Origin of the sequence: Paenibacillus sp. FSL R5-192 (genome assembly GCF_000517845.1) — a bacterium.
Taxonomy (GTDB): Bacteria; Bacillota; Bacilli; order Paenibacillales; family Paenibacillaceae; genus Paenibacillus; species Paenibacillus amylolyticus.
The window spans coordinates 1-21,881 of the sequence record NZ_ASPR01000068.1 but is presented as its reverse complement, the minus strand read 5'-3'; the positions used below and the strand labels follow the sequence as shown (position 1 = coordinate 21,881).

Genomic DNA, 21,881 nt, shown 5'->3' with positions numbered 1-21,881 from the left:
TTCTCTCCGGACAGCATCTGTACTGATACTTGATGATATTGGAGCTGAGACATTAACCATCTGGACAAGGGATGAAGTGATTGGGCCGATACTTCAGCGACGCATGGAGCGTCTACCGATAATCTACACATCCAATTTGACTATCAAAGAATTGAGATATCACTTGGCTAATGTAAAGGATGCCAAGGAGATGGACAGAAAGCAGCATGAGAAGAAAGCGGAGCGAATTATTGAACGGATTGAGCCTTTTGTAAAAATACTGCCAGTGGGCGGAAGAAATAGACGGAGGGGATAACCGAATGTGCAAAACATGTAACGGTCAAAAGGTAACGTACCAGTTCAATGGTGCAATGATGATGTTGAGTCCTTGTCCAGCATGCAATCCTAATGCTAAAAGAGCTGTGAAGGAGGAAATCCGACCTTATGAAAATAGTCGTGGATAGTGAGCTGCTAGTTGAAGCTCTCGAAGATGCAAGTAAAGCTTTTGCGAGTAAGAGCCTCATGCCGATTCTTGATTGCTTCTTGATCGAGGCAAACAGCGAAGGTCTTAAAGTTACCGGGACGGATACTCGGACAACAATCCAATCGTACATCTTCAGCAAAGACGTACAGGTGGAGGTAAATGGACAAATCGCTATCCCTAAACTGTTATTGGAAATGATGAAGAAACTTAATGGCGATGTCAGCATTGAAACAAAGGGAACAACAGCGATCATTAGGTCCCGGAAGAAAGAAATCGACATGGGTATTTTCGAAGCTGAGGAATTTCCGCAAGTTCCTACTATCGACGATAGCGAGTTGTTCGAGACAACTGGTCGGGAACTAAAAAGGTTATTCAAAAAGGCAACTTATGCAGCCGATCCAACGGGGAAAAACGCTGCGATACTTGCAGGAGCGCATGTTTATATTGATGACGGTCTGATAGGGATTTTAGCAACAGATAGACATCGACTTGCGAAAACGGAGTATGCCACAGATGTTGCTAAATTAGGCGGAGCTGTTATTGAGGCCAAGGCACTCGGGGATCTCCAAAAGATAATTTTGGATAAAGACAATATCGAATTTGGTTTCTCGAAGTCTGCTGGAGGAGAAGTGGTCCACGTATTTGCGAGAACGGACAGATTCACTTTTTACTCCAGGGTACTGGAAGGTGCCTTCCCGGATGTGAGCCGAATGTCAGTTGTGCCAGAGGGTGTCACCAAAATAACAGTAGATAAAAAAGAGTTAATGAATTGTCTTGAAATGATCTACACACTTGCGAAGGAAGACAAGCACAACAAAATAATTCTTAACATTTCAGAAGATGAAATGAGTATTCGAGGGCAAGGGAAAGAGACTGGAAAGGCAAGCGAAAGTATTGTTCCTCTGTCGTTTAGCGGTGAAGATTTCGCTGTTGCCTTAAACTCAAAATACTTCATGGATGCCATCAGAGCATTGGATGGAGATCAAGTGACGTTGGTGTGCTCAGGTAAAGTCAAACCTATCTATATTCTGGATGAGAGTGATGAAAGATCGGTTCACATTGTACTTCCTTATAGGACGGAAGAAGTGTAATGAACAAATACAATGCAACAAAAGTGATTGTTACTGAAGACGGGACATTGTTCTCGGAATGGATCGTCAAGAAGCACAATCTGGATATAACTGGTATACGATTCGATAGCATGGCTGAGGGAGAGTATTATCAGTTCCTTCTCCAGCAGAAGATGTTCGGGGAGATCCAAGACTTCGAATGCCACCCAAAATTCGTTCTGCAGGAAAAGCCGAAGATTACCTATATAGCTGACTTTCTGGTGATGGAGTTGGACGGGAGTCAGCGAGTGGTGGATATCAAAGGAGTAGAGACATCCACCTTCAGAGTAAAACTGAAACTGTTCCAAGCAAAATATCCGAGTTTACCAATAGATATACTTGTTAAAAAGCGCGGAGAATTCATACCGCTTGCCCAATATAAGAAGGAAAAAGCAGCGCGTAAACGAGCGGCGAATGCACTTAAAAAACGAGAAGATGAAGGGAGAAAGCAAAATGCAAATCAAATTCACCGTAATCAAAAACGAGGACGTTGAAAAGCATCTGGACGAACTAGATAAAAGTGAGCTGTGTCGCATCTTGCGGAAAATTCAAAATTCTCGTCTAGAAGAGGGCAAATCGGCGTTGAACACATACCTGGTTGTAAACACAGATGAAGACTATGCCGGAGACATATTACGCCTCTTACAAGAAAACGGTCATTGGGGACCAACACACGACCCAAATCAAGTCGAGTTTAGGCAAGAGGGAGATACGATGGAGCTTCCAGAAGTTAAGAATCCCGTCTAAATGGAATTTAAAAAAGGAGCACAGAGGATTACTTATCCTCTCGCTCCTGCACTATAAACAAATCTTCTACTCCTATACCCAAAGCTCTTGCGATAGTAAACAAATGTGTAGATTCATGACGAGTATTTCTATCAAATCGACTTAAGGTTCCCTGAGGGATTCCGGTCATGTCTGACAACTGTTGTTGGGTAATCCCTTTTTCTCTTAAGAGAGGCATTAAATTTGGTTTCGCGTTAATCATAGTATTCACCCTTTCAAAGGAATTATACGATAACGAATATTTTTAAGCAAGACGTATTGACTCTATATTCGATATCGTATATTATTAACTTATCAATAAATCGATATGCGATAAGGAATAAAAATTGAGAGGATTGATTATTATGTTTACATTCGAAACATTGCTTTTATTTCTGGTAGTACTGGCGGTTCTCGCTTTAGTTGTACTTCCTATCATAATCATTGCGGCTAACCTGAAGGATTCCCGCTCTGAACAAGAGGCGAATGCTAATCGGTCCATTGAATTGGATCGTAAACAAAAAGAATGGGATGCAGTAGAAAAGGGACTTGCCCATCCTTCTACAGTCTTGACTCCAGAAGCGCTGAAGATGCGTTCAATCGTAATCAGTAACATTTTGAGACGATTAGGTCATGGTCAAATGCCTGTTGAAGACAGCAGCGTTCGGGAACTATTTGGAAGCTTGGTTATGGCAGGACATTTCTCCGACATTGATTGCGTCGATGTACAGAACATTCGCACCAGCACCATGTTACTACGTTTGGACAGCTACTCTCGTGAAATTATTCTTAAATAAGAGAGGAGTGAGGAAATTTTTCCTTACCTCATCTAATAAATTTTGTATCCCAACTAATTAAAACGGGAGGTTATTACTTTGACTGAAGCTGAGAAAGATGAATTCTCCACAGCTTTATCTGAAAGGTATGCGCAAATCAAACAATTCAGTTCCTATAACAAAGAACTGATGAATACATGGGATGCAGTGATCAGCGATTTACCACCGGATATAAAATCAAAATTTGAAGAAAAACATAGTCGATTTTCGGCTTTGTAAAGGAGGTTTGGGTGTGAGTACTGTAGATTTGAACAATTTCGATGAACAACCTATCGAAGTGCAACAAGCTATTGCTTTTTATGTTGGATACTCGGTAAACGGAGTTCATGCGACTGCTGAGGAGAGACAAGCACACTATGCTGTTTTAGAGCAAGTTGGTCTGTTAGAACCTATAAAATCCGTAGTGGAATCGTAGTGAATTAGGTTCAAAATATAAGCATAAGCACAGGAAAAACGAAGGAAAGGTGATGAAGAAATGGCCCATCAGACATTCTGGAAACCGGAGAAAAAACTAAAAGAAAAGAAAGTGAGCAGCTTCGGGCGGAGTAAGAAAGACAAAAAGCCTGTGCCTGAATGGAAGAAGGACATTTTAGCCCATCACCAATCCAGACCAGGCTCGAAGGAGCGCGGCGATTTCCCGAAAGAAGTCATAGCTGAACTTATCGAAGAATCAAATGGAATTTGTGAATCCTGCAAGATTGCGGAAGGGACAACTACCCATCATGTCTATCCGCGTGGCAGAAAAGGACGTGGTGTTAAAACCAATGGTCTCCGGCTTTGTTGGCCCTGTCATGATCGGATACAAACAAACGAAGAACTTCTCCAGTTTTGGATTTCCGCCTTTCGTGATAAATACGGCGACCATTTCTGGTTTGACGAACAAGATTGGGATGAGTACAACCGGAAGCAAGAGGCACAGCGGAAAACGGATCAGGAGAAACAGAATCGACAGCAATCGTTAAACCCTGTTAAAGAACTTATCTCTTCTGCGGCAGGGCGTTCATTGAAAGCAAAAGAGGTTCGGCTTATTGAAATGATGGATGATAAACAAATCGCAATTTTCGAGGCTTTAATTAACGATATTGTAAGAGTTGAAGAGAATCATCAAGTCCCGTTTGGATACGGACATTTCGATAATTAATATGCAAATAATTCATATAACAACGAATTTATAACGTTATTTGGAGTTGTGTTTCTCTGGATAACAGAGGAAGGGAGACAAGACACACATGATCAAGATACTTGAACTGTTCGGCGGCATCGGGGCACCACGCAAGGCACTTATCAATCTCGGTGTTGAGCACAAGTCGATTGATTATGTAGAGATCGATGAAAAGGCCGTACGCAGCTACAACGCTATGTATGATCGGTTGCACAAGCCGCAGTCGGTGGTCGGCTGGAATCTTCGGCCTGACATCCTGGTGCATGGTAGCCCGTGCCAAGACTTTTCAAGGTCAGGCAAACGATTAGGTGGTAAAGACGAGGACAAAACGCGTTCATCCTTAATGTGGGAAACGCTCCGAATCATTGAGCATATGGGCGAATGGAAGCCGAAAGTAGTTGTCTGGGAAAACGTGAAGGGTGTACGGGACAAAGATATGATCCACAGCTTCAACAAGTACCTAAACCGCATGAACGAACTCGGTTACACCAACAGCTTCGAGGTCCTTAATGCAATGGATTTCGGGATACCACAAGGCCGGGAAAGAGTTATTACTATCAGCATGTTGGACGGATCGACATTTGATTTCGGGCAGCTCAAGAAAAGCCCGATGAGGCATATCAAAGAGTTCTTAGAATTAAACGTGACTGGAGAACAGTACCAAATCAATATTCCATCCATGCTGAGTCGGATCGAAGAATTCAATCCTGGTGTCCATGGCAAGTATCGGCCTTTGGATGTGATCGATGATAGATGTTGGACCATTTCCACCAGGCAGGACCGTTGCCCAAATGCAGGCATAATCAAGCAGGATGATGGCACGTATCGGTATTTGACAGAGCGAGAATGTTGGCGGCTTATGGGATTCACTGACGATGATTTTGACCAGGCAGCGGCTGAATTTCCCACGATTCCGGGAAAACGGAATGCCACACTATACAAGCTTGCCGGCAACTCGATTGTTGTACAGGTGCTTGAAGCAATATTCGAGGCAGTATTGGCGTCAGGAGAACAACAGAACGATTTCAACTCAACAACTGAGGGACAGCTTCAGTTGATCATATAGCACCCCATAACAGAGGAAGGGAATACCTTCCCTTCCCACCACACACTGAAAAGTTAATAAATTTGGGAGGGTACCGCTCGATTTACATTTATTAGATAAATCAAGGTGGGTTTAGGCCCACCAAAGGAGAGATAACACGCATGTCCGAGTGGAAATCAGTACCTTGTGAGTTTGAAGTAATTAAGGATGTCTATTGGGACGACTGGGGGCGGTTCGTAAAAGTGTTCCGCAAGGGAGATATTTGTCAAGGTAAGTTATGGCCTGATGGCAGCGTAAGTGCTGAGAGCACGATTTATGACGGAATCAGTGACAATGTTGATTCGGACAGTATCGTAATTCGGAAATAGAGGCTTTAGGGCCTCTTTCCCAGGGAGGGATATACAGATGGACTATAACAAATTCACGGAAGATCTGAAAGCAGCGCACAAGGCATCACAAGCGGCGACAGAAGGCATGCAGGATGGTGGAACAGCGAATCTGGATAAAGTGTTTATCCGGTTGCCGAGGGCGCGGGAAACCAAGGTCCTGGAAGCAATAAAGGCAGCGGGATTGTATTGCAGGGGTAAGCGGCGTTGGATAGGTGACGGATACATGATTACGGTTAGCTCAGGGCAGGCGAGTGTCAGAGACAAAGCAGTCACGGTTTTCGCTAAAGAACTATTCATGAACGGATATGACGTCTCTGCTTATAGACAAATGGATTAGGGGAGGAAGAACAATCATGAAGGCTATAACAATTATTCAGCCGTGGGCGACACTTATCGCCATTGGAGCAAAACAATATGAAACACGCAGCTGGCCTACTAAGCATCGGGGCGAGATTGCCATCCATGCCGGGAAGAAGATCGACAAGGATGCCTGCAAGTATCCTGAAATTCGTGCAGCACTAGAACAGCATGGATACACAGTAGATAACCTGCCAACGGGCGCGGTTGTAGCGATTGCTAAACTGACCAACTGCCTTAAATCGGTGGATACATGGACAGATGGTTATGAGTTGGAAGGAAACAGATTGGTTTACTCTCCTGAATATGAATTCGGAGACTTTGAACCAGGGCGATATGCATGGGAAATGTCGGATGTAAAGATGCTAATGAAACCTCTTCCGGCTAAGGGGCAGCAAGGATTGTGGAATTTAGCTAACCAATTTTAGGGTTGAGGCTAGGGCCTCTCCCTACTAAGGAGGATATACAAGATGCGTAAATTCAGAGGTAAAGCCATCGACCACGGCAAGCATCATGGAAAGATGGTGTATGGACATCTGTCGGAGTGGGAAAGCGGGTCATGGATCGATTGTGGCACTGAGCAAGAGTCGGAATGGGTTCCAGTAGATCCAGAAACGGTTGGACAATTTATCGGAATCAAGGATGGAACAACTGACGAAGAGTGGTGCGAGGATGACATCTTAACACCAAATCCTCATGCGAAGAATCAGGAATTGCAAGTCATTTGTTATGACATACACCAAGGCAGATATAAAGGCGTGCCGCTAAGCGCGTATGAATTAAATGCAGGCAATGGTGGTTGGACAGGGTTTGATATCAAGAGTTGGCAGAAGCGGATTGGCAACGTTCACGAAAACCCTGAGCTGTTGGCTCCCAAGGAAGGAGCGGAACAACATGAAACAGATTAAGGTGAGATGCACAGATCCCTTCCAAGCGTACAGCGGAACAAACTTGTTGTACGAGGTAAAAGAGGGCGACGAGCTAACCGCCGATTTGTATGAGGAAACAGAAGAATACTTTGCGACAGATAGTCAAGGTAGAGAAGTATATGTGGGTTGTTTGGATATGGACGGGAATTTAGTGTTGTCGGAATTTGAGTTGGTTGAGGAAGGAGCGTATAAGCATGACGCTGTATGAATTTGGAGCGAGAGCATGGGATACCGAAACCAAAGAGATGTCATACGAGTTCTTGGAACGGAACTGGTTGAAGGTATGCATATGGTCACCGTACATGGTGTTGATGCTTAGATCCGGGGTGAAAGACAGCAAGGGTATTGATTACTACGATGGAGATATCGTTAAAGTAAGTAAGTTGAATTTTGAGAGTAGCGGCCCATTGCCTGAAAATCTGGTCGTGAGGTTATACGGAGGCATGTTCCAGTTATTCAGAGGCAAAGAACCTTTAATGGGACTGCACTTGGGATATATAGAAGACGGAGAAGTGATCGGAAATATCTACGATAACCCTGAATTGTTGGGTGTGGAAGGAGCGGATACAGAATGATGGTGTATCAACGACTCCTTTGCCTCACCTTTCAAAAATTATGTATTGTTCTTTGATACTGACTTAACTATTTTCAAGACACCTACAAGATCATCATATTTCCTAGCTTGAGAAAGTAGATTCATTCTCAAGATATTGTTAACTAGTATTACAACATATGAAGCGAAGATTGACAGTGCTAATAAGACAACAAACATCTCCCATCCCTGACCAATTTTTGCACCAATAAATTCACTCCAAAGAGGAAACATAATTAAACTAATAATTGTTATTGGTGTCCATCTTCTTGATTTTATACTTGTACTTTTATCAGAAAAGAAGTTAATTAACTCATCAATATCTAATTTTTTAAAATCTTCCTCTTTAAAAACTTCTAAAATTTGTTCACACCTGTAAGCAAATATAAATTCATAGTCATAATTGAATAAAATTTTCTTTTTCTTAAAAAGAGGGCTATATTCCGGATATTTATATTTAATGAACGAATGTGATAGCCAAATCGATAATTGAAGTAGAAATAAAGCAAACGCACTAAGGCTTAAGCAAACAATAAGAGGCCAATATTCATCTGCCCTTACTCCGTTGATCATCGAATAAATAGGAGCAATCGCTGCTAATATAATTGATATGAACGCCCCTGTATAAGTAATTTTAGCTCCTTTGTTATTAGTCACCATTATTCTCATTACTGATAGTTCATGTATAAACTTCCTTTCTAATTCTCTAGTCAATATGAAAAATTTCACAGCACTATTATGGGACAAAATAATTCCTCCTTTCATTAGTTTTAAGTTATTACAATTCTTCAATATGTTCAAGATTATACTTAACAAGGGGATAATAAAAATGTCTAAAAATTTAATTGAGTTGAATTCTAATGAAAATGATACAGAAGATACAAATAAAATTATCCAGATCAATTTTTTCTCAGATGTAGATAAGGAAGATATCCGTAAAACTAAATGGCTCCTCGGAAAATATGTAGACATGATTGATATCATTCAAAACTATGAATTTGCAATCAAACAAATCGAAAATGGAATGTCTGCATACGATCTTCTGTCGGCTGAGGGATTGGTTGCGAAAAGGGAATCTGGGCATGAATTGACAGCAGATGTAACGGCAAATTCGGTAATTTTGAAGGATAAACGCCATGAAAACTACAAGCTGTACGTTTTCATAACCAATAACGTCCGCTTCGCTATAAACAACATCAAAGACCCTCATGAGAGTGTAGCAGCCAGATTGCTATTCTTGGAAGGTAAGAAGTATTTGAAAGCACAGGCTTACATGGAAAAAGGATATCGCAAGGACGTTCCTGGCATTGCAGCAACCACCTTTGCAGACAAACGCCGCAGGGCAATAGCAGGCATTGCTAACAGCCTTAAATTCAATCGCACTTTGGATTTTGTGACAATTGATTACGGGCGAGGGCGTAATAAAGAGGGGGAAATAGGATTGTTAAACCCGAGAACGAAGTGACTAGAAGCCCTAACGATGTTGTATGCTGGAAGGGATTCTGATTACATTGTAGTGTTGGAGTGAATAATAGTGAACCGTATAGAAAATAATTGATTTAGTAGCAGTATAACTCGACAATTGAAAAGAGGATATAGTTATGAAAATATCTAACGGCCACTTGGACACTGTTTTCAAGTCAACAAGTATGTCCCCTGAAAACGCAGAGGTGCGCTACTTTGGGGGTGTAATCGCATACTTTTTTCCCGGAGCAGCAAAAACAAAACCGGACGGAAGTGATCGGTTTAGAACGGACATGATGAAAGCAAGGGATATATGGGACATTCCCCTTGTGGGTGTGAGTTCAATAGATTTAACACATCAAGAAGCGAATGACATTAATCTGCAACAAAATGATTTAGATTGTGATAGTTCTTTCTTAAATGATGAGGGCCCAAATAACCAAGCTCGCGAAAAGATGGCCATAAGAAGACATCGAGATTATGTTGATCTCGATCTCTTTGGGAATTGGATTTCTGTGTGGTATGTACCCTTTGCTACATTCTCAAACGGTACTACCATTGGATGTGCGTGGCCCCAAGTCGGAAATCCTGTATATCATTACATTATTATGGCCGAGGATTCAAACACATCGGACAATCATAGTGCTTTAGCTCATGAGATTGGACATATTCTTTTTGGTACGGTGTCTGGTCAAAATAACTCTGATCCAACTGGGCCATCAACTACAGTTTTAATTCCAAATGATGATGGGTCCACATTTAAAATCACACCTTCTCACAGTTTAAAAAAAGATAATGTAATGTATCCGAATGCTGGAAACAATACTGGTATAGAGATTACTCAGCGCGAAAAGGCTGCAAAATCGAGAATACTAACTGGTATTGCACCACCATCTGTCTGGGATAAATGATTCATGAGGAGCAAAAAAGTTGTTACTACAGCAAGCCATCCAGCATACAAAGTAAAAAAGCAACTTTTGTAACGGTTGTGGCAGCTACTGCTGTGAAGATTGCACAGCCAACTAAAAAGGCTGCCTGAATAAGAGTATATCCGGGTAGCGAGAACGGGAAAACTATCGCCAGCCTTCCCGTTCTCCACTATAACAAAATTGAGGAGTGAACAATGATAACAAATCAAATACTCTATGCAGGGCAAGCGTTAGCAACCCTCGTCACAGTGGAAGGCGTGGCGCTTACTTGAATGGGAAGATTAGCACAGTATCGTCAAGGGTACTTTGCCTGAACAAGAAAGGATAAGGATTTCTTGAAAATAGAAGTAAATACGTATTAAAGCCATGATATCTTAAATCCATATAATAACGTAAATAAGAAGGTCGCTCATGTGAGCGGCCTTTTTGTATTGGAGGGAAGAGTATGGATGGTCATTTTTACAGCAGAAATGAACCGGCTATCCCGAGGGTTTCGGACAAGCAACCAGAGAAATGTCGCGGCTGTTGTTTGGGAACCTGGACAGGGGTTGTTCAGATGTGTATTATGCCGCGCTGCTGGAAGTCGAATCATGGTCAAGAGAAGGTGAATAAATGAGAAAGGTACAGCCGATCCGTGATGAACGGGTTATAGATGGAATGAAGGAATACTTCTATATACGGAGTATGCGAAACTACTTATTTTTTTGTATGGGTATTTACAGCGGATTGCGTGTTTCTGACTTGCTGAGTCTTAGGGTATGGCAAACTAAAGGCACTCACATAAGCATGGTAGAGCAAAAGAACAAGCATGCTAAAACATTTATAATTCATCCGAGTATTCGATCAGATCTCGATGAGTACACTGCGGACATGTTTCCGAATGATTGTCTATTTCCAAGCCGCCAAATAAAAACAGTAAGTCGAATGCGAAAACAGCCGATTGATCGGACCACTGCATATCGTTTTCTGAGTGAAGCAGCTCGTGAATTCAGATTGAAAGATATAGGCGTTCACTCATTGCGAAAGACCTGGGCATACCGTCTGTATATGGACGATCCAGAGAATTTAGCGTTACTAATGGAGATGTTCGGACACAGCGATCCAAGAGAGACGTTAGACTATATTGGGCTAACTCAGGACATGATGGACAGAGCAATTCTCAAGTTGAGATGAAATGAGTGAAACACAATGCAACGATTAGTTCACTCATAAAAGAAATATCATGGCATTAGATGAAGAAACAGAATATTTTATACCTAAACTGAGTGAAACACTATTACATTTATGTTTCAGTCAACTTACATTATTTAGTGGATATGAGTATAGAACAACAGCCTGCGATTCAGACGGAGGCTTATTTTGATTAGTAACGTTTGACTATTACTGACCTTAAATAGGAATTCCAACTCAATTACATGAAAGTGGTGATAATTTTGTGAGCAGGAAGCAGAATCCGAATCGTAAGAAGGCGTTCAAAATTTGGAAAGATAGTGGCGCTGTGATGAAGCCGAAAGAGATTGCGGAAAAGTTGGGCATCACACCTGAGTCAGTCCGGAAGTGGAAATCACTTGATAAATGGGAAGGAAAGATGGCGAACGCTAAACCCGGTGCTCCTCGTGGCAATCAGAATGCTAAAGGTAACAGAGGTGGCAAAGGCGGCCCTCTGGGAAATCAGAAAGCTGTAACACATGGATTGTTCCGTAAGTTCGAGCCGCAAGACCCTGAGTATTTAGAACTCATAGATATTGTTCAGCAAATGGAACCTATAGACATGATCTGGCATAACATCACCCAGGGATTCCGTAAGATCATTTGGGCGCAGCGTATCTTCTTCATTAAAGACAATGAAGATATGACCAAAGAGTTGAAAAGGGAGAAACCAGGTGAGTATGGAGATGAATACGAATGGGAAATTCAATTCGCTTGGGATAAATACGCTAGTTTTATCAAGGCAGAGGCTACAGTTATGCGTGAGATTAGGGGAGCCATCAAACAATTCCTTGATATTGCACCACAGGAAGATGAGCGCAGATTGAAACTGGATCAGATGCAGGCCAAAGTTGATAAAACCCGCCTTGAGATTGAAAAACTGAAGAACGGTGATGGAGATACTGAAGATGATCTAATCGAGGATTGGGTAAAGGCGGTGGAGTCTGGTGAGTAAAGAGTCTCCACAAACTAAACGCAGATTTGCTGCATTCAAAAAGCGAATCCCTGAGTACCGGAAGAACCCGGTTCTTTTTTGCGTGGAGCTGCTGAAGTTCACTCCTGATGAGTGGCAAGCAGAAGTGATGATGGACATAGCTGGATATCCTCGTGTGTCTGTGCGGTCTGGTCAAGGGGTTGGTAAGACCGGCCTTGAGGCTGCGGTAGCACTTTGGTTCCTTTCGTGTTTCCCGTTTCCAAAGGTTATCTGCACAGCACCGACTCGTCAACAGTTGCACGATGTCTTGTGGGCTGAGATTAGCAAATGGCAAGAGAAAAGCCCTGTGCTCAAAAAGATACTTAAGTGGACAAAAACTAAGATTTACATGCGAAATTACGAGGAACGATGGTTTGCTACAGCACGGACGGCTACCAAGCCGGAGAACATGCAGGGTTTCCACGAGGATTACATGCTCTTTATTGTGGATGAAGCGTCCGGGGTTGAAGATCGTATTATGGAGGCTATCTTGGGTACGCTCTCGGGTGAATTCAATAAGTTGCTCATGTGTGGAAACCCGACTCGGACAAGCGGTGTCTTTTATGACTCTCACAACAGGGACCGGGCAGATTACAACACGCATAAAGTTTCCTGTCTTAACAGTCCTCGTACAAGTAAAGAGAACATAGCTATGCTTGAACGCAAATACGGTAAAGGATCTGACGTATGGCGTGTCCGAGTTGAAGGGGAGTTTCCACGGGGCGAGTCAGAAACCTTTATCGCTCTGGAAGTGGCTGAATTTGCAGCGAAAGATGTGACCTTAGAACCTGTTGGTGATACCTTGACTATCGGCTGTGACGTTGCTCGTTTTGGCGATGATGAGACTTCTATTTATGCTGGTATCGGGCCAGTGAAGGTTGGGGAACACCATCATTTCAAGAAAGATACAATGGTTACTGCTGGATGGGTGCTGAACTTGATAAGAGAATTGCTGCCACAGTACCCAGAAGTCGTTCATACGAGAATCAGAATAGATGATACCGGAGTCGGTGGTGGAGTGACGGATCGACTGAATGAGATCGTTGCTGAAGAAGGATTGCCTTATGAAGTCATCCCGATAAATAACGGTTCATCTTCATTGGATGAGCATTACGGAAACTTAGGTGCAGAAATGTGGGCATCCATCAAAGGGCAATTGGAGCAGAATATGAGCAATTATATGAATGGTGATCCTGCCGTTTTACAATTACCAGATGACGATGTACTTACTTCCCAATTGACTGCAAGAAAATGGTCAATGACTAGTAAGGGTAAAATACTCCTTGAGAGCAAGAAGGAAATGAAAAAACGTGGTCTTAAGTCCCCTGACAGAGCTGACGCATACGTTCTAACATTCGGTGAATATGTAATGGGTGTGCCTCAATCAATAATGCTGCCGACAATAGGTGGTGTATCAGTAAAAAGGTAATATAAAATTACTCCTCAAGCTAGACGAGGGATTCAAGCAAAAATAACTAACAAAACATACGCTTAACATATTGCCAATTAAGATAGACGCCCATAGCACTGCGGAGAAATATATTTAAACTATTCGGCTTGTACCAGCAGATATATTTGGAATGGCGTGAGGATGTCTTCAGTGCAACGTGAGATGATCCAACGGAGTTACCTTGACAATAAAGGTGAATTCTATTATATCAGTTGTGGGGAAATGGGAAGTAGTAATAGTGCGAATCGACGTGAAAAAATGAAACGATCAGTATTTTATGTACAGCGTTAAGGTTTGAACAATTTAAAGGATTTGGGGTCGGTTAAATGCCGACCTATTCTTCTGCTTTTTTATTTGGTATTATTTTTAATATATGAAGGGGGATAGCAAATGACTAAAAATATTGAGAAGTTCTTTTTTAAACCGAGGAAACTTGATGAGATCATTAATACAGCTAATGTAGTTTTCGATACCAATGCATTGCTTTCTGCGTATCAGTGGAAAGATGTTGTTTTTCATGAAGTTCTTGAGGCATTAAACAAGCTTTCTGATGCAAATAGACTAAAAATACCAGCACAAGTATTTAAAGAGTTTATTCATCAGAGACCACTTAAAATCATGGAAGCAATAAATCAGATAGATCTTCTAATAAGTAGCATTCAAAATCCGAAGAAATTGGGATCTGTTCTTCCGTTGTTAGGTTTAATCGATAACAACAATACATATGTAGAAAGTGAGAAGGCTTACTCAGCTAGTCGTGAGAAGTACAAAGGAGACCTTAATCAAATAAAAAATAAATTAAAAGAACTTTTCAATGATGATATTGTTTTGGACTATTTGAAGCCCTTCTTTGAGAAGATTGATTTTAGTATTGATTTCGAAGATAAAGGATTATTGCAGCATGCTGAAAATAGAGCAAAGGCTAAGATACCTCCGTTAACCGGTGGTGACGGGGGAAAAGCGGAAAACAAATATGGAGATTTTTTTATTTGGCAATACATTTTATCATTGAATTCTGATGTGATTTTCGTGACTACTGATGCCAAAGAAGATTGGTTTTACAAGTCAGGGGCAGGGAAAGAAAAAAAGCCAGTGTCTCCAAGACGTGAGTTAATTGAGGAATTTTATGAAGTGTCTAAAGGAAGAACAATTTGTATTGTTTCATTAAGTGATTTCATGAAAGAATTCAAACCAGGTTTGGCTAAGGAAGTAGTAGAAAATCTCTCGGAACATCAGACATTGGAGATGTTTTTCGTTTATACACTAAGTTGTAAATCCTTAATCAATATCGGAGTAAATAATATATTTGATTTTATAAATAAAGTTGATTTAGGCGATATAAGGATTATAGATAGAATGTTGTCAGGAGAAAAAGGTCCATTCAAAGATTTTATAGGAGTAGATGAAGAATTTAAGATAGTAATTGAGACTGATAACGAAATCGATTCCAGTTTCCTTATTAGAAAATTTAATGAAAGCAACACTTTATTCTATGTGAGCTACATTGGCGAGAGCAGAGTTTGTTGAAATGTGTTTAGGACAATATACATACTTGGGGGAGAAAAAATGGCAAGAAGAAAAAGTAAGGCGAAGCAGGAAGAAGAGTTGTTCCAGGGGTTAGCTGGTATGGCGATGTTGGGAGGAATTCTTGGAACCTATTCGGTAACAAGATCATGGCAAGCATCACTCATCGTTGGGTTTCTTGGAGTTGTTGGTGTTATTGTGTTAAAGGTGAGTATTCAACGTAAACGAAATGAACGATTGAAAAGGTCAGGCATAACTGAAATCGACCAGATGGATGGAGTACAGTTCGAACATTACCTCGGACATTTGTTTCGTTCACAAGGGTTTAAGGCAGAAGTAACAAAAGCTGCTGGTGATTATGGTGCCGACCTGGTTATATCCAAAGATGGAAAACGAATCGTCGTGCAAGCCAAAAGATATAAGAAAAATGTTGGGTTGAAAGCTGTTCAAGAAGTTCAAGGAGCCAAGGCGCATTACAGAGCAAATGGAGCATGGGTTGTTACAAATAGTAACTACACCGAACAGGCATATCAGCTTGCTAAATCAAACGGGGTACGGTTGATTGCTAGGGATGAGCTGGTTGAAATGTTACTCGTTATGAAAGAGAAATTATCTACCTCAAAGAAAACGGCAAATGTAAAGACGAGTGTATAAGAAAATTAATGAGGAATTGCAAGTGAATCATTTTACGCTAAAAATATTATACATATTACAGCCAAAGTCGTTCCTTCGGGATCGGCTTTTTTTACTGGAGGAATTCTAGTGATCAGCAGCAGACGACGGAAGAAGAAATACATCCGTCCCAGAAAGCGGCTAAAGAAGTGCAAAGGTTGTGTATGGGGCAGATGGGATGGCGTTAAACAGTTCTGTAGTAGACCGACATGCCCAAAAGAGGTAAAATAATCCTGTGTCATAAAACATCATTTTGGGGGTTAACATGTCGAAGAAAGAATGTTTTGTCATTTCACCAATTGGAGAATCAGGCTCAGAAATTAGAAGAAGAGCTGACCAGGTTTTGAGACATGTCATTTTGCCAAGTGTGAAAGAGTGCGGTTTTGATGAATCAGAGGTGGTTAGAGCTGATACAATCAGTAATCCTGGTGCAATTACACATCAGATCATCTCATCAATTATAAATTCTGACCTTGTTATTGCAGATCTTACAGGTAATAATCCTAATGTTTATTATGAGTTGGCAATACGGCACGTGCTTAGAAAGCCGTATGTTCAAATCTGTGACATCAATACCCCGTTACCTTTTGATGTAAAGAACCAACGCACTATCATGTTTGATTATAAAGATTTGGATAGTGTTGAAGCTGCTAAAAATAATCTGGTGGAATATGCAAGAAATGCTCTCTCTCATCCAGAAAAATTGATGACACCCGTTCATGAAGGTTTAGTCATCGAGAACCTTCTATCCAGTACTTCGTCAAGTGATCAGGTGTTGGCGCAACTTCTACTTACTGTTGCGGAATTGTCATCTAATATAAGAGATCTGAAAGAACAGAAAAAATATCCCGATATCAAAGTACCATCAAAAGAAACGGATAAGACAATGAGAATGATCTCTGAAGCCATTATTAATTCTAAGATAAGACTGGAAAGGTTACTTCCAATAGAAATTGGAATGAAATTAAGACATCCTGAATTCGGAATTGGAACAGTGATTGAAATCATAGGAGACATTTCAGTAACCGCTAAACTAAATATTGAGTTCAAACATGGGGTTGAAACTGTTGTTATCGGGAGTTCTAATTTAGAAAGATTGGAGTTAGATGATAACTAATTTTTTTTCTTAGAGCATCCTTCGGGGTGCTTTTTCTTTTGCATTCATATGACGGAATGTGAGTCGTTCTGAGCTTCTTAACATGAGAACGTCCGTTTGCAGGGATTAGTCCATTGAAGAGCGGAGAACAGCGTCTGAGTGAGCCTACGCATGCATATGATGGTCACCTAAACGTTGAAACCAACTCAACACAAAAAGGAGAGTCCTTTCATCGGATCTCTCCTTTTTGTGTTTTGGTTAGGAATTATTGATGCTCGTGATGAAGTACCCATTCAGGTTCGTGGAAATGACCGCCTGGCTCATCCGCGTGTCTCGGGTTTAAAAACCAGTGGTATCCATGTGGAGCGCGAGCTGATGGTTTAGCTGGGGCACTTCCCGGATTAAATGGATCAATATAAGCAGTGTGTGAGGGAACATGCTCTCCAAATGTGCAATCGTGAAAATCACAATGATCGATTTCATGGTAGGCTTCAAGTGTTGTTTCAAGCAATTCGTTTGGCATTTTTCTTCATCCTTTCTTATTTGGGTTCGAAGATATTATGGACAGTTCATAATTAATAAATTCAAGGGTATAAATGTAAAAGATGGAATGAAAATGGATTTTAGAATCGTGCCAATCGATCAGATTAATGCAGCAGCCTACAACCCTCGCGTTGACCTTCAGCCTGGGGATGTTAAATATGAGAAGCTTCGCCGCAGCATAGAGGAATTTGGCTATGTTGAGCCGATTGTCTGGAACGAATGCACAGGGCATATGGTCGGTGGCCATCAACGGTATAAGATCATGGTCCATGAGCTTGGCCACACTGAGCTGCAGGTATCCGTGGTGGATCTGGACGATCAGCAGGAACGGCTCCTGAATATTGCTTTGAACAAGGTGTCTGGTCTTTGGGATGATGAGGCTTTGGGCAGATTGTTGGGTGAGTTGCAGGCTGATGGAGCCGATCTGGTATTGTCTGGCTTTGAACAGGAGGAGTTTGAGGATCTGATTGCAGAGTTTGGTACTGTTCCAGATACGGAGATTGAAGTTCCAGTCGTTGAGGATGATTTCGATGTTCAAGGTGCCCTGGATAATATTCAGGTTCCTGAAACAAAGCGGGGAGATATATGGCAGCTTGGTCCCCATAGATTGATGTGTGGAGATTCTACCAGTGAAGAGGATGTCGGTTTGCCTGATGGATGGGGAGCTGGCCGACCTGGTAGTGACTGATCCACCTTATAACGTTGCTGTCGAGAGTGATTCAGCACGCTTAGCTGCAGATGGCCGCAGCAGCATACAAAATGACGACATGCCTGCAGAGGAATTTGCGGGCTTTTTGCATGCCGTCTTTCAAAGGTATTCCAGCTTGATGGAGACAACGGCTGGGATATACGTGTTTCATCCCTCTTCCTATCAACGGAAATTTGAGGATGCCATGAACGATGCTGGCATTGTGGTGCGCAGTCAATGCGTTTGGGTGAAGAATGCTGCATCTTTTGGTTGGTCCGAATACCGTTGGCAGCATGAGCCTATATTCTATGGCCACATAAAAGGGAAGGCTCCTGGCTGGTATGGTGACCGCCGGCAAACTACAGTTTGGCGTTCTGGTCTGCCAGTAGAAGAGCCTGATCAATCGACGGTCTGGGAGGTATCCCGTGGAGATGCTGGGAAATACGTTCATCCAACGCAGAAACCCCTTGAGCTCCTGGCCATACCAATTAAGAACAGCAGCCGACCTGGGGATACAATTGTGGATCTCTTTGGCGGTAGTGGTTCTACCTTGATGACATGCGACCAATTGGATCGTCGTTGCAGAACCATGGAGATTGATCCAAAATTCTGTGATGTCATCAAGCGGCGGTACCAGGAAACTACAGGTATTAAGCCAGTGTTGATAATATAGTGAAATAATATGGTATAATTACCCACATATTTAAATTCAATATGAACTTCAGGAGAATAATATGGAAAAGGAAATTATACCTATAGTAAGTGCCGCTATTGTCGCCGGAACCACTCTGGTAGTTCTGATCATTAACAAAGTCGTAGAATATTTTATGTGGAAGAGTAATTTAAACAGAAAAGGTGAAGAGAAGTATCTTGAAAGAAAAATTGATACTCTGCATTTAACTATCGTAGATATATTTGAATTGACCGCTGAAACATTAACTCTCGGAAATGAATCAGATCAAGGAATCAGTTCGACAATAAAAGAAGGGTTTAGAAATGTAGATAATACTTTCAGAAAAGTAATAGCAAAAGCTTCCCCTTTTTTGGATAAGCAAATTATGGAGAATGAAGTGCGTAAAATTTATATGCTCACATCGGAAGTTAGAGAACTCATGATACAGCATGAGGAGGAAGGGAATATTCAACTTCCCAGCTCCGAAACGCTTAATTACGGATATAATCAAGAAAAAACACTAGAGGAGATAATATGCACCCATTTCTTTTGGTTGAATGAAGCTCTCCATAAACTTAATAAAAGATTGGCAATGCTAGTGAATCCTGTTCATAAATCACAGCCACAATGGAAAAGCTTTGTTTTGGTTTTAAGTATCATTTTTAATTGCTTACTTGCTATTATCTTAATCATTTTATGGGTATGAATAGTGAGAGAAAACTAACGATGATATGAAAGCTATTTTCACCTTAACTGAAGATTATAAGTCTATTTCAGCACCTATTATATAGGTGTTTTTTATTTTTCTTCTGCAGAATACTCCCATTAAAGTTAAACATGCAAAATTAAAAGGAAGACGCAGTAACGTCCTCCTTAACACCCAGGGTATCCCCCGGCTGAGATAGCGGCCCGCCACGCGTGGCATTTTGCAGACATCCGCTATCTCGCATTCCATAATACAGGAAAGCCGAGGGATACACATGAGAACACCAGATGAAATTTTGTTGCAGCACGAGCTTGAAGTCATGGAGGGCATCCTTGAGTCAAAGGAACAGTATCGAAAAATCGTCAAGGCGGGGATTGCCCAGTGGGTGAAAGACCTGCAGGCTGGAAATATAAAGATGCAGACTGTTCAAGATCTGGAACGTTTCATCGAGTTGGATATCAAGCTTCAGCAAGACGATTTTTAAACACTAAAATAATAAAAGTACTTTTTTCAGCTTTAGTAAATACATATGTAATAAGAAGTTAGTGAGGGAGGCTGAAGGGGCAGAGATACTAGCTCCACCCCAGATGAAAACAGTTAATTATGCATACTCAATACAAATACTTACACCGAGTAAACTGATAGTGATTCGTTTTACTTTTCTCAAATTCTCCCCTCCCTCCTTTTTAAAATTATGTTTTTCTTAGTGTGTTAATGACCAAAAAATTTGATGGACAAGCATGGAGTTAATAATCCATGCTTTTTTCGTGCTGGGGTGGTGATGAATCTGGATGGTTAGCGAAATGAATAAAATTGGTATTGTAAAAGGGTTGAGGTGCAAATATGTCTGTTAAAAGCTGTTAGAAAATCATTCTCGTTGCTGCCATTCACTTCGAGAGGAAACAGCTCGAAACATACAGAGTAGATCTTCGCATTTGTTCAGGTGCCAATTTCGATTGATCTTTGATCCATTGCAAGTACCTGTTGGGGATGGTGATGAATGTATGAGGATTGCTGATTAAATCCGTAGTAACACTATAGTAACTCGATGATATTATTAATCCATAGAAGTATGAAGAACTTTAGAAGGTAAGGAAACTTTTCCTGCCTTCTATTTTTATATCTGGAGGTGAAACTTTGAAATGGTATCATAAAGCCATTTATTCATTTGCTAATTCGGTTCTTCCAGCTGCAGTAAAGCGTCAGATGATGGGTATTGGCAGGTTGACCTCTCCAAGATCATCAAACGGATGGGATATATTCAATTGGCTCCCGAAAAAGTACCAGAGCGCTCATAATATTGATCTGACCAAACTCCAAAACCATACAGCCGAGGAATTGCTTGAGATTCTTGTGTCTGTTCATCCCGATATTTCGCATGCGCTCTACAATTTTTTGCGTATGGGTGACACTCCTCTTGCTTTTACAGCAAAGAAGCAGAGTGGTGGTGACGACAAGAACGGGCAGCGAACGTTAGATGCAATCAAGAACTTACTGGATTCTCCACTTCCTTCACCTGGTTATCAGCATGGAAGGTCGCTAGATAAGCTTGATACAATTCAGCGGATGATGATTATGGTACGTGGGGCTTGTGCTGGTGAAGTAGTTCTAAACGAGCGCTGTAATGATGTAATTGATATCATACCTGTCGATCCTGCGACAATTTGGTTCAGGCGAGAAGAGGGGACGAATCGGCTTGTTCCTTGGCAATACATCAAGAATCCACGTCCTCGTTCTGGTGAAGAATGGTTTGGGCTGTATAAGAAGATTGACACGCCGACATTTATTTATGAAGAGTTTGATCCGATGATTGATGATCCTTATGGGCGAACACCGATATTACCAGTTCTTCAAGCGGTATTTTTCCATTTGCAAGTGTTGCAGGATTTAAAGGCTGTAGTCCACAATCAAGGATATCCAAGACTCGATATATCAGTGGTTGAGGAAGTATTACTGAAGAATATGCCTAATCAGTACAAAAACAATCCTGAAGGTCAGCAGAAGTGGTTAACAGAACGCATGACCGAACTCATGAGTCATTTCAACTCCTTGAATCCAGACGATGCGATGATTCATTGGGATAGCGTAAAAGTAGAATATTTGAAGGGTGGCAACTCAGGCCCGATGATTGATATCAAGAAATTGATTGATATCATCGATACGCAGATGGCAACTGGACTGAAAACGTTGCTCACCTTACTTTCAAGGCATCAAGGTTCCACGGAAACCTATAGTTCTGTGGATACACAAATTTATATCAAGTCTGTAGAGTCCGCCCGGAACGTGACCAAACGTTTCTGGAAGCGG

At 41.4% G+C, this 21,881-nt stretch carries 28 protein-coding genes and 2 pseudogenes; 27 read left to right on the top strand and 3 right to left on the bottom strand.

The features are described from left to right. The 4 genes and pseudogenes from C161_RS32655 to C161_RS27620 form a co-directional block, all read left to right on the top strand. Positions 1-295 (top strand): annotated as a pseudogene (locus C161_RS32655) (DNA replication protein); the annotation flags it as partial. A gap of 128 nt (positions 296-423) precedes the next feature. Then, complete coding sequence (dnaN, locus tag C161_RS27630) at positions 424-1,554, top strand: DNA polymerase III subunit beta (RefSeq protein WP_036674289.1); 1,131 nt, start codon at positions 424-426, stop codon at positions 1,552-1,554. Then, the gene (locus tag C161_RS27625; protein ID WP_036674287.1) at positions 1,554-2,066 is read left to right on the top strand and encodes a DUF1064 domain-containing protein; all 513 of its coding nucleotides are present in this window, start codon (positions 1,554-1,556) and stop codon (positions 2,064-2,066) included. The genes dnaN and C161_RS27625 overlap by 1 nt, the downstream gene beginning before the upstream one ends. Then, entirely contained in the window at positions 2,026-2,319 is a 294-nt protein-coding gene (locus tag C161_RS27620; RefSeq protein WP_036674285.1) for a hypothetical protein, read from the top strand. Before C161_RS27625 ends, C161_RS27620 begins: the two co-directional genes overlap by 41 nt. A 28-nt stretch (positions 2,320-2,347) precedes the next feature. On the opposite strand, the gene C161_RS27615 is transcribed toward C161_RS27620, so the two are convergent. Beyond that, positions 2,348-2,560, bottom strand: coding sequence for a helix-turn-helix domain-containing protein (locus C161_RS27615; protein WP_036674278.1), 213 nt, complete (start codon positions 2,558-2,560; stop codon positions 2,348-2,350). Between the two features lie 142 nt (positions 2,561-2,702). Between C161_RS27615 and C161_RS27610 the strand changes: the two genes are divergently transcribed. The 11 genes from C161_RS27610 (at position 2,703) to C161_RS27560 (ending at position 7,630) form a co-directional block, all read left to right on the top strand. Further along, positions 2,703-3,134 carry a hypothetical protein gene (locus C161_RS27610; protein ID WP_036674269.1) on the top strand — a complete coding sequence of 144 codons (432 nt, stop codon included), beginning with the start codon at positions 2,703-2,705 and terminating at the stop codon, positions 3,132-3,134. 78 nt (positions 3,135-3,212) lie between these two features. Next, positions 3,213-3,392 carry a hypothetical protein gene (locus C161_RS27605; protein WP_036674261.1) on the top strand — a complete coding sequence of 60 codons (180 nt, stop codon included), beginning with the start codon at positions 3,213-3,215 and terminating at the stop codon, positions 3,390-3,392. Positions 3,393-3,405: 13 nt separating this feature from the next. Further along, the gene (locus C161_RS27600) at positions 3,406-3,588 is read left to right on the top strand and encodes a hypothetical protein (RefSeq protein ID WP_036674255.1); all 183 of its coding nucleotides are present in this window, start codon (positions 3,406-3,408) and stop codon (positions 3,586-3,588) included. A 60-nt stretch (positions 3,589-3,648) separates the two neighbouring features. Further along, the gene (locus C161_RS27595; RefSeq protein ID WP_036674253.1) at positions 3,649-4,314 is read left to right on the top strand and encodes an HNH endonuclease; all 666 of its coding nucleotides are present in this window, start codon (positions 3,649-3,651) and stop codon (positions 4,312-4,314) included. Between the two features lie 88 nt (positions 4,315-4,402). Further along, a complete protein-coding gene (locus tag C161_RS27590) occupies positions 4,403-5,401 on the top strand; it encodes a DNA cytosine methyltransferase (protein ID WP_036674250.1) in 999 nt (332 codons plus the stop codon). Positions 5,402-5,541: 140 nt separating this feature from the next. Beyond that, positions 5,542-5,748 (top strand): hypothetical protein, encoded by a 207-nt coding sequence (locus C161_RS27585; protein WP_036674248.1) that lies wholly within the window; start codon positions 5,542-5,544, stop codon positions 5,746-5,748. 37 nt (positions 5,749-5,785) lie between these two features. Continuing rightward, complete coding sequence (locus C161_RS27580) at positions 5,786-6,106, top strand: hypothetical protein (RefSeq protein ID WP_036674246.1); 321 nt, start codon at positions 5,786-5,788, stop codon at positions 6,104-6,106. A gap of 16 nt (positions 6,107-6,122) precedes the next feature. Next, positions 6,123-6,554 (top strand): ASCH domain-containing protein, encoded by a 432-nt coding sequence (locus C161_RS27575; RefSeq protein ID WP_036674240.1) that lies wholly within the window; start codon positions 6,123-6,125, stop codon positions 6,552-6,554. A gap of 42 nt (positions 6,555-6,596) precedes the next feature. Further along, on the top strand, positions 6,597-7,034 hold the full coding sequence (locus C161_RS31775) for a YopX family protein (protein ID WP_051449990.1): 438 nt from the start codon (positions 6,597-6,599) through the stop codon (positions 7,032-7,034). Next, on the top strand, positions 7,021-7,263 hold the full coding sequence (locus C161_RS27565; RefSeq protein ID WP_036674239.1) for a hypothetical protein: 243 nt from the start codon (positions 7,021-7,023) through the stop codon (positions 7,261-7,263). Before C161_RS31775 ends, C161_RS27565 begins: the two co-directional genes overlap by 14 nt. Then, on the top strand, positions 7,250-7,630 hold the full coding sequence (locus C161_RS27560) for a YopX family protein (protein WP_051449989.1): 381 nt from the start codon (positions 7,250-7,252) through the stop codon (positions 7,628-7,630). Before C161_RS27565 ends, C161_RS27560 begins: the two co-directional genes overlap by 14 nt. 38 nt (positions 7,631-7,668) lie before the next feature. Here C161_RS27560 and C161_RS27555 read toward each other — a convergent pair whose 3' ends face one another. Continuing rightward, positions 7,669-8,394 (bottom strand): hypothetical protein, encoded by a 726-nt coding sequence (locus tag C161_RS27555; RefSeq protein ID WP_036674237.1) that lies wholly within the window; start codon positions 8,392-8,394, stop codon positions 7,669-7,671. A gap of 82 nt (positions 8,395-8,476) precedes the next feature. Between C161_RS27555 and C161_RS27550 the strand changes: the two genes are divergently transcribed. The 8 genes from C161_RS27550 (at position 8,477) to C161_RS31770 (ending at position 16,985) form a co-directional block, all read left to right on the top strand. Continuing rightward, the gene (locus C161_RS27550) at positions 8,477-9,112 is read left to right on the top strand and encodes a hypothetical protein (protein WP_036674232.1); all 636 of its coding nucleotides are present in this window, start codon (positions 8,477-8,479) and stop codon (positions 9,110-9,112) included. 136 nt (positions 9,113-9,248) lie between these two features. Further along, entirely contained in the window at positions 9,249-10,022 is a 774-nt protein-coding gene (locus C161_RS27545; protein ID WP_036674231.1) for a hypothetical protein, read from the top strand. Between the two features lie 630 nt (positions 10,023-10,652). Further along, on the top strand, positions 10,653-11,213 hold the full coding sequence (locus tag C161_RS27540; RefSeq protein WP_036674230.1) for a tyrosine-type recombinase/integrase: 561 nt from the start codon (positions 10,653-10,655) through the stop codon (positions 11,211-11,213). 262 nt (positions 11,214-11,475) lie between these two features. Beyond that, positions 11,476-12,204: a phage terminase small subunit gene (terS, locus tag C161_RS27535; RefSeq protein WP_051449988.1), complete on the top strand. Its 729-nt coding sequence runs from the start codon at positions 11,476-11,478 to the stop codon at positions 12,202-12,204. Beyond that, entirely contained in the window at positions 12,194-13,651 is a 1,458-nt protein-coding gene (locus C161_RS27530; RefSeq protein WP_051449987.1) for a DEAD/DEAH box helicase family protein, read from the top strand. Before terS ends, C161_RS27530 begins: the two co-directional genes overlap by 11 nt. A gap of 411 nt (positions 13,652-14,062) precedes the next feature. After that, positions 14,063-15,199 carry a PIN-like domain-containing protein gene (locus C161_RS27525; RefSeq protein ID WP_036674223.1) on the top strand — a complete coding sequence of 379 codons (1,137 nt, stop codon included), beginning with the start codon at positions 14,063-14,065 and terminating at the stop codon, positions 15,197-15,199. A 39-nt stretch (positions 15,200-15,238) separates the two neighbouring features. Further along, positions 15,239-15,850 (top strand): restriction endonuclease, encoded by a 612-nt coding sequence (locus C161_RS27520; protein WP_084650500.1) that lies wholly within the window; start codon positions 15,239-15,241, stop codon positions 15,848-15,850. Between the two features lie 283 nt (positions 15,851-16,133). Further along, positions 16,134-16,985: a hypothetical protein gene (locus C161_RS31770; protein ID WP_051449986.1), complete on the top strand. Its 852-nt coding sequence runs from the start codon at positions 16,134-16,136 to the stop codon at positions 16,983-16,985. 244 nt (positions 16,986-17,229) lie between these two features. On the opposite strand, the gene C161_RS32530 is transcribed toward C161_RS31770, so the two are convergent. Next, entirely contained in the window at positions 17,230-17,487 is a 258-nt protein-coding gene (locus C161_RS32530) for a hypothetical protein (protein ID WP_156946179.1), read from the bottom strand. A gap of 93 nt (positions 17,488-17,580) precedes the next feature. On the opposite strand from C161_RS32530, the pseudogene C161_RS27510 reads away from it, so the two are divergent. The 4 genes and pseudogenes from C161_RS27510 to C161_RS27495 all read left to right on the top strand — a co-directional run. Then, positions 17,581-18,868: pseudogene (locus C161_RS27510) on the top strand (site-specific DNA-methyltransferase). Between the two features lie 61 nt (positions 18,869-18,929). Continuing rightward, positions 18,930-19,574, top strand: a complete 645-nt coding sequence (locus C161_RS27505; protein ID WP_036674220.1) for a hypothetical protein — start codon at positions 18,930-18,932, stop codon at positions 19,572-19,574. Between the two features lie 274 nt (positions 19,575-19,848). Continuing rightward, positions 19,849-20,058 (top strand): hypothetical protein, encoded by a 210-nt coding sequence (locus C161_RS27500; RefSeq protein WP_036674218.1) that lies wholly within the window; start codon positions 19,849-19,851, stop codon positions 20,056-20,058. A 653-nt stretch (positions 20,059-20,711) separates the two neighbouring features. Then, positions 20,712-21,881: hypothetical protein (locus tag C161_RS27495; RefSeq protein WP_036674212.1), on the top strand; the 1,170-nt coding region annotated here is incomplete at its 3' end.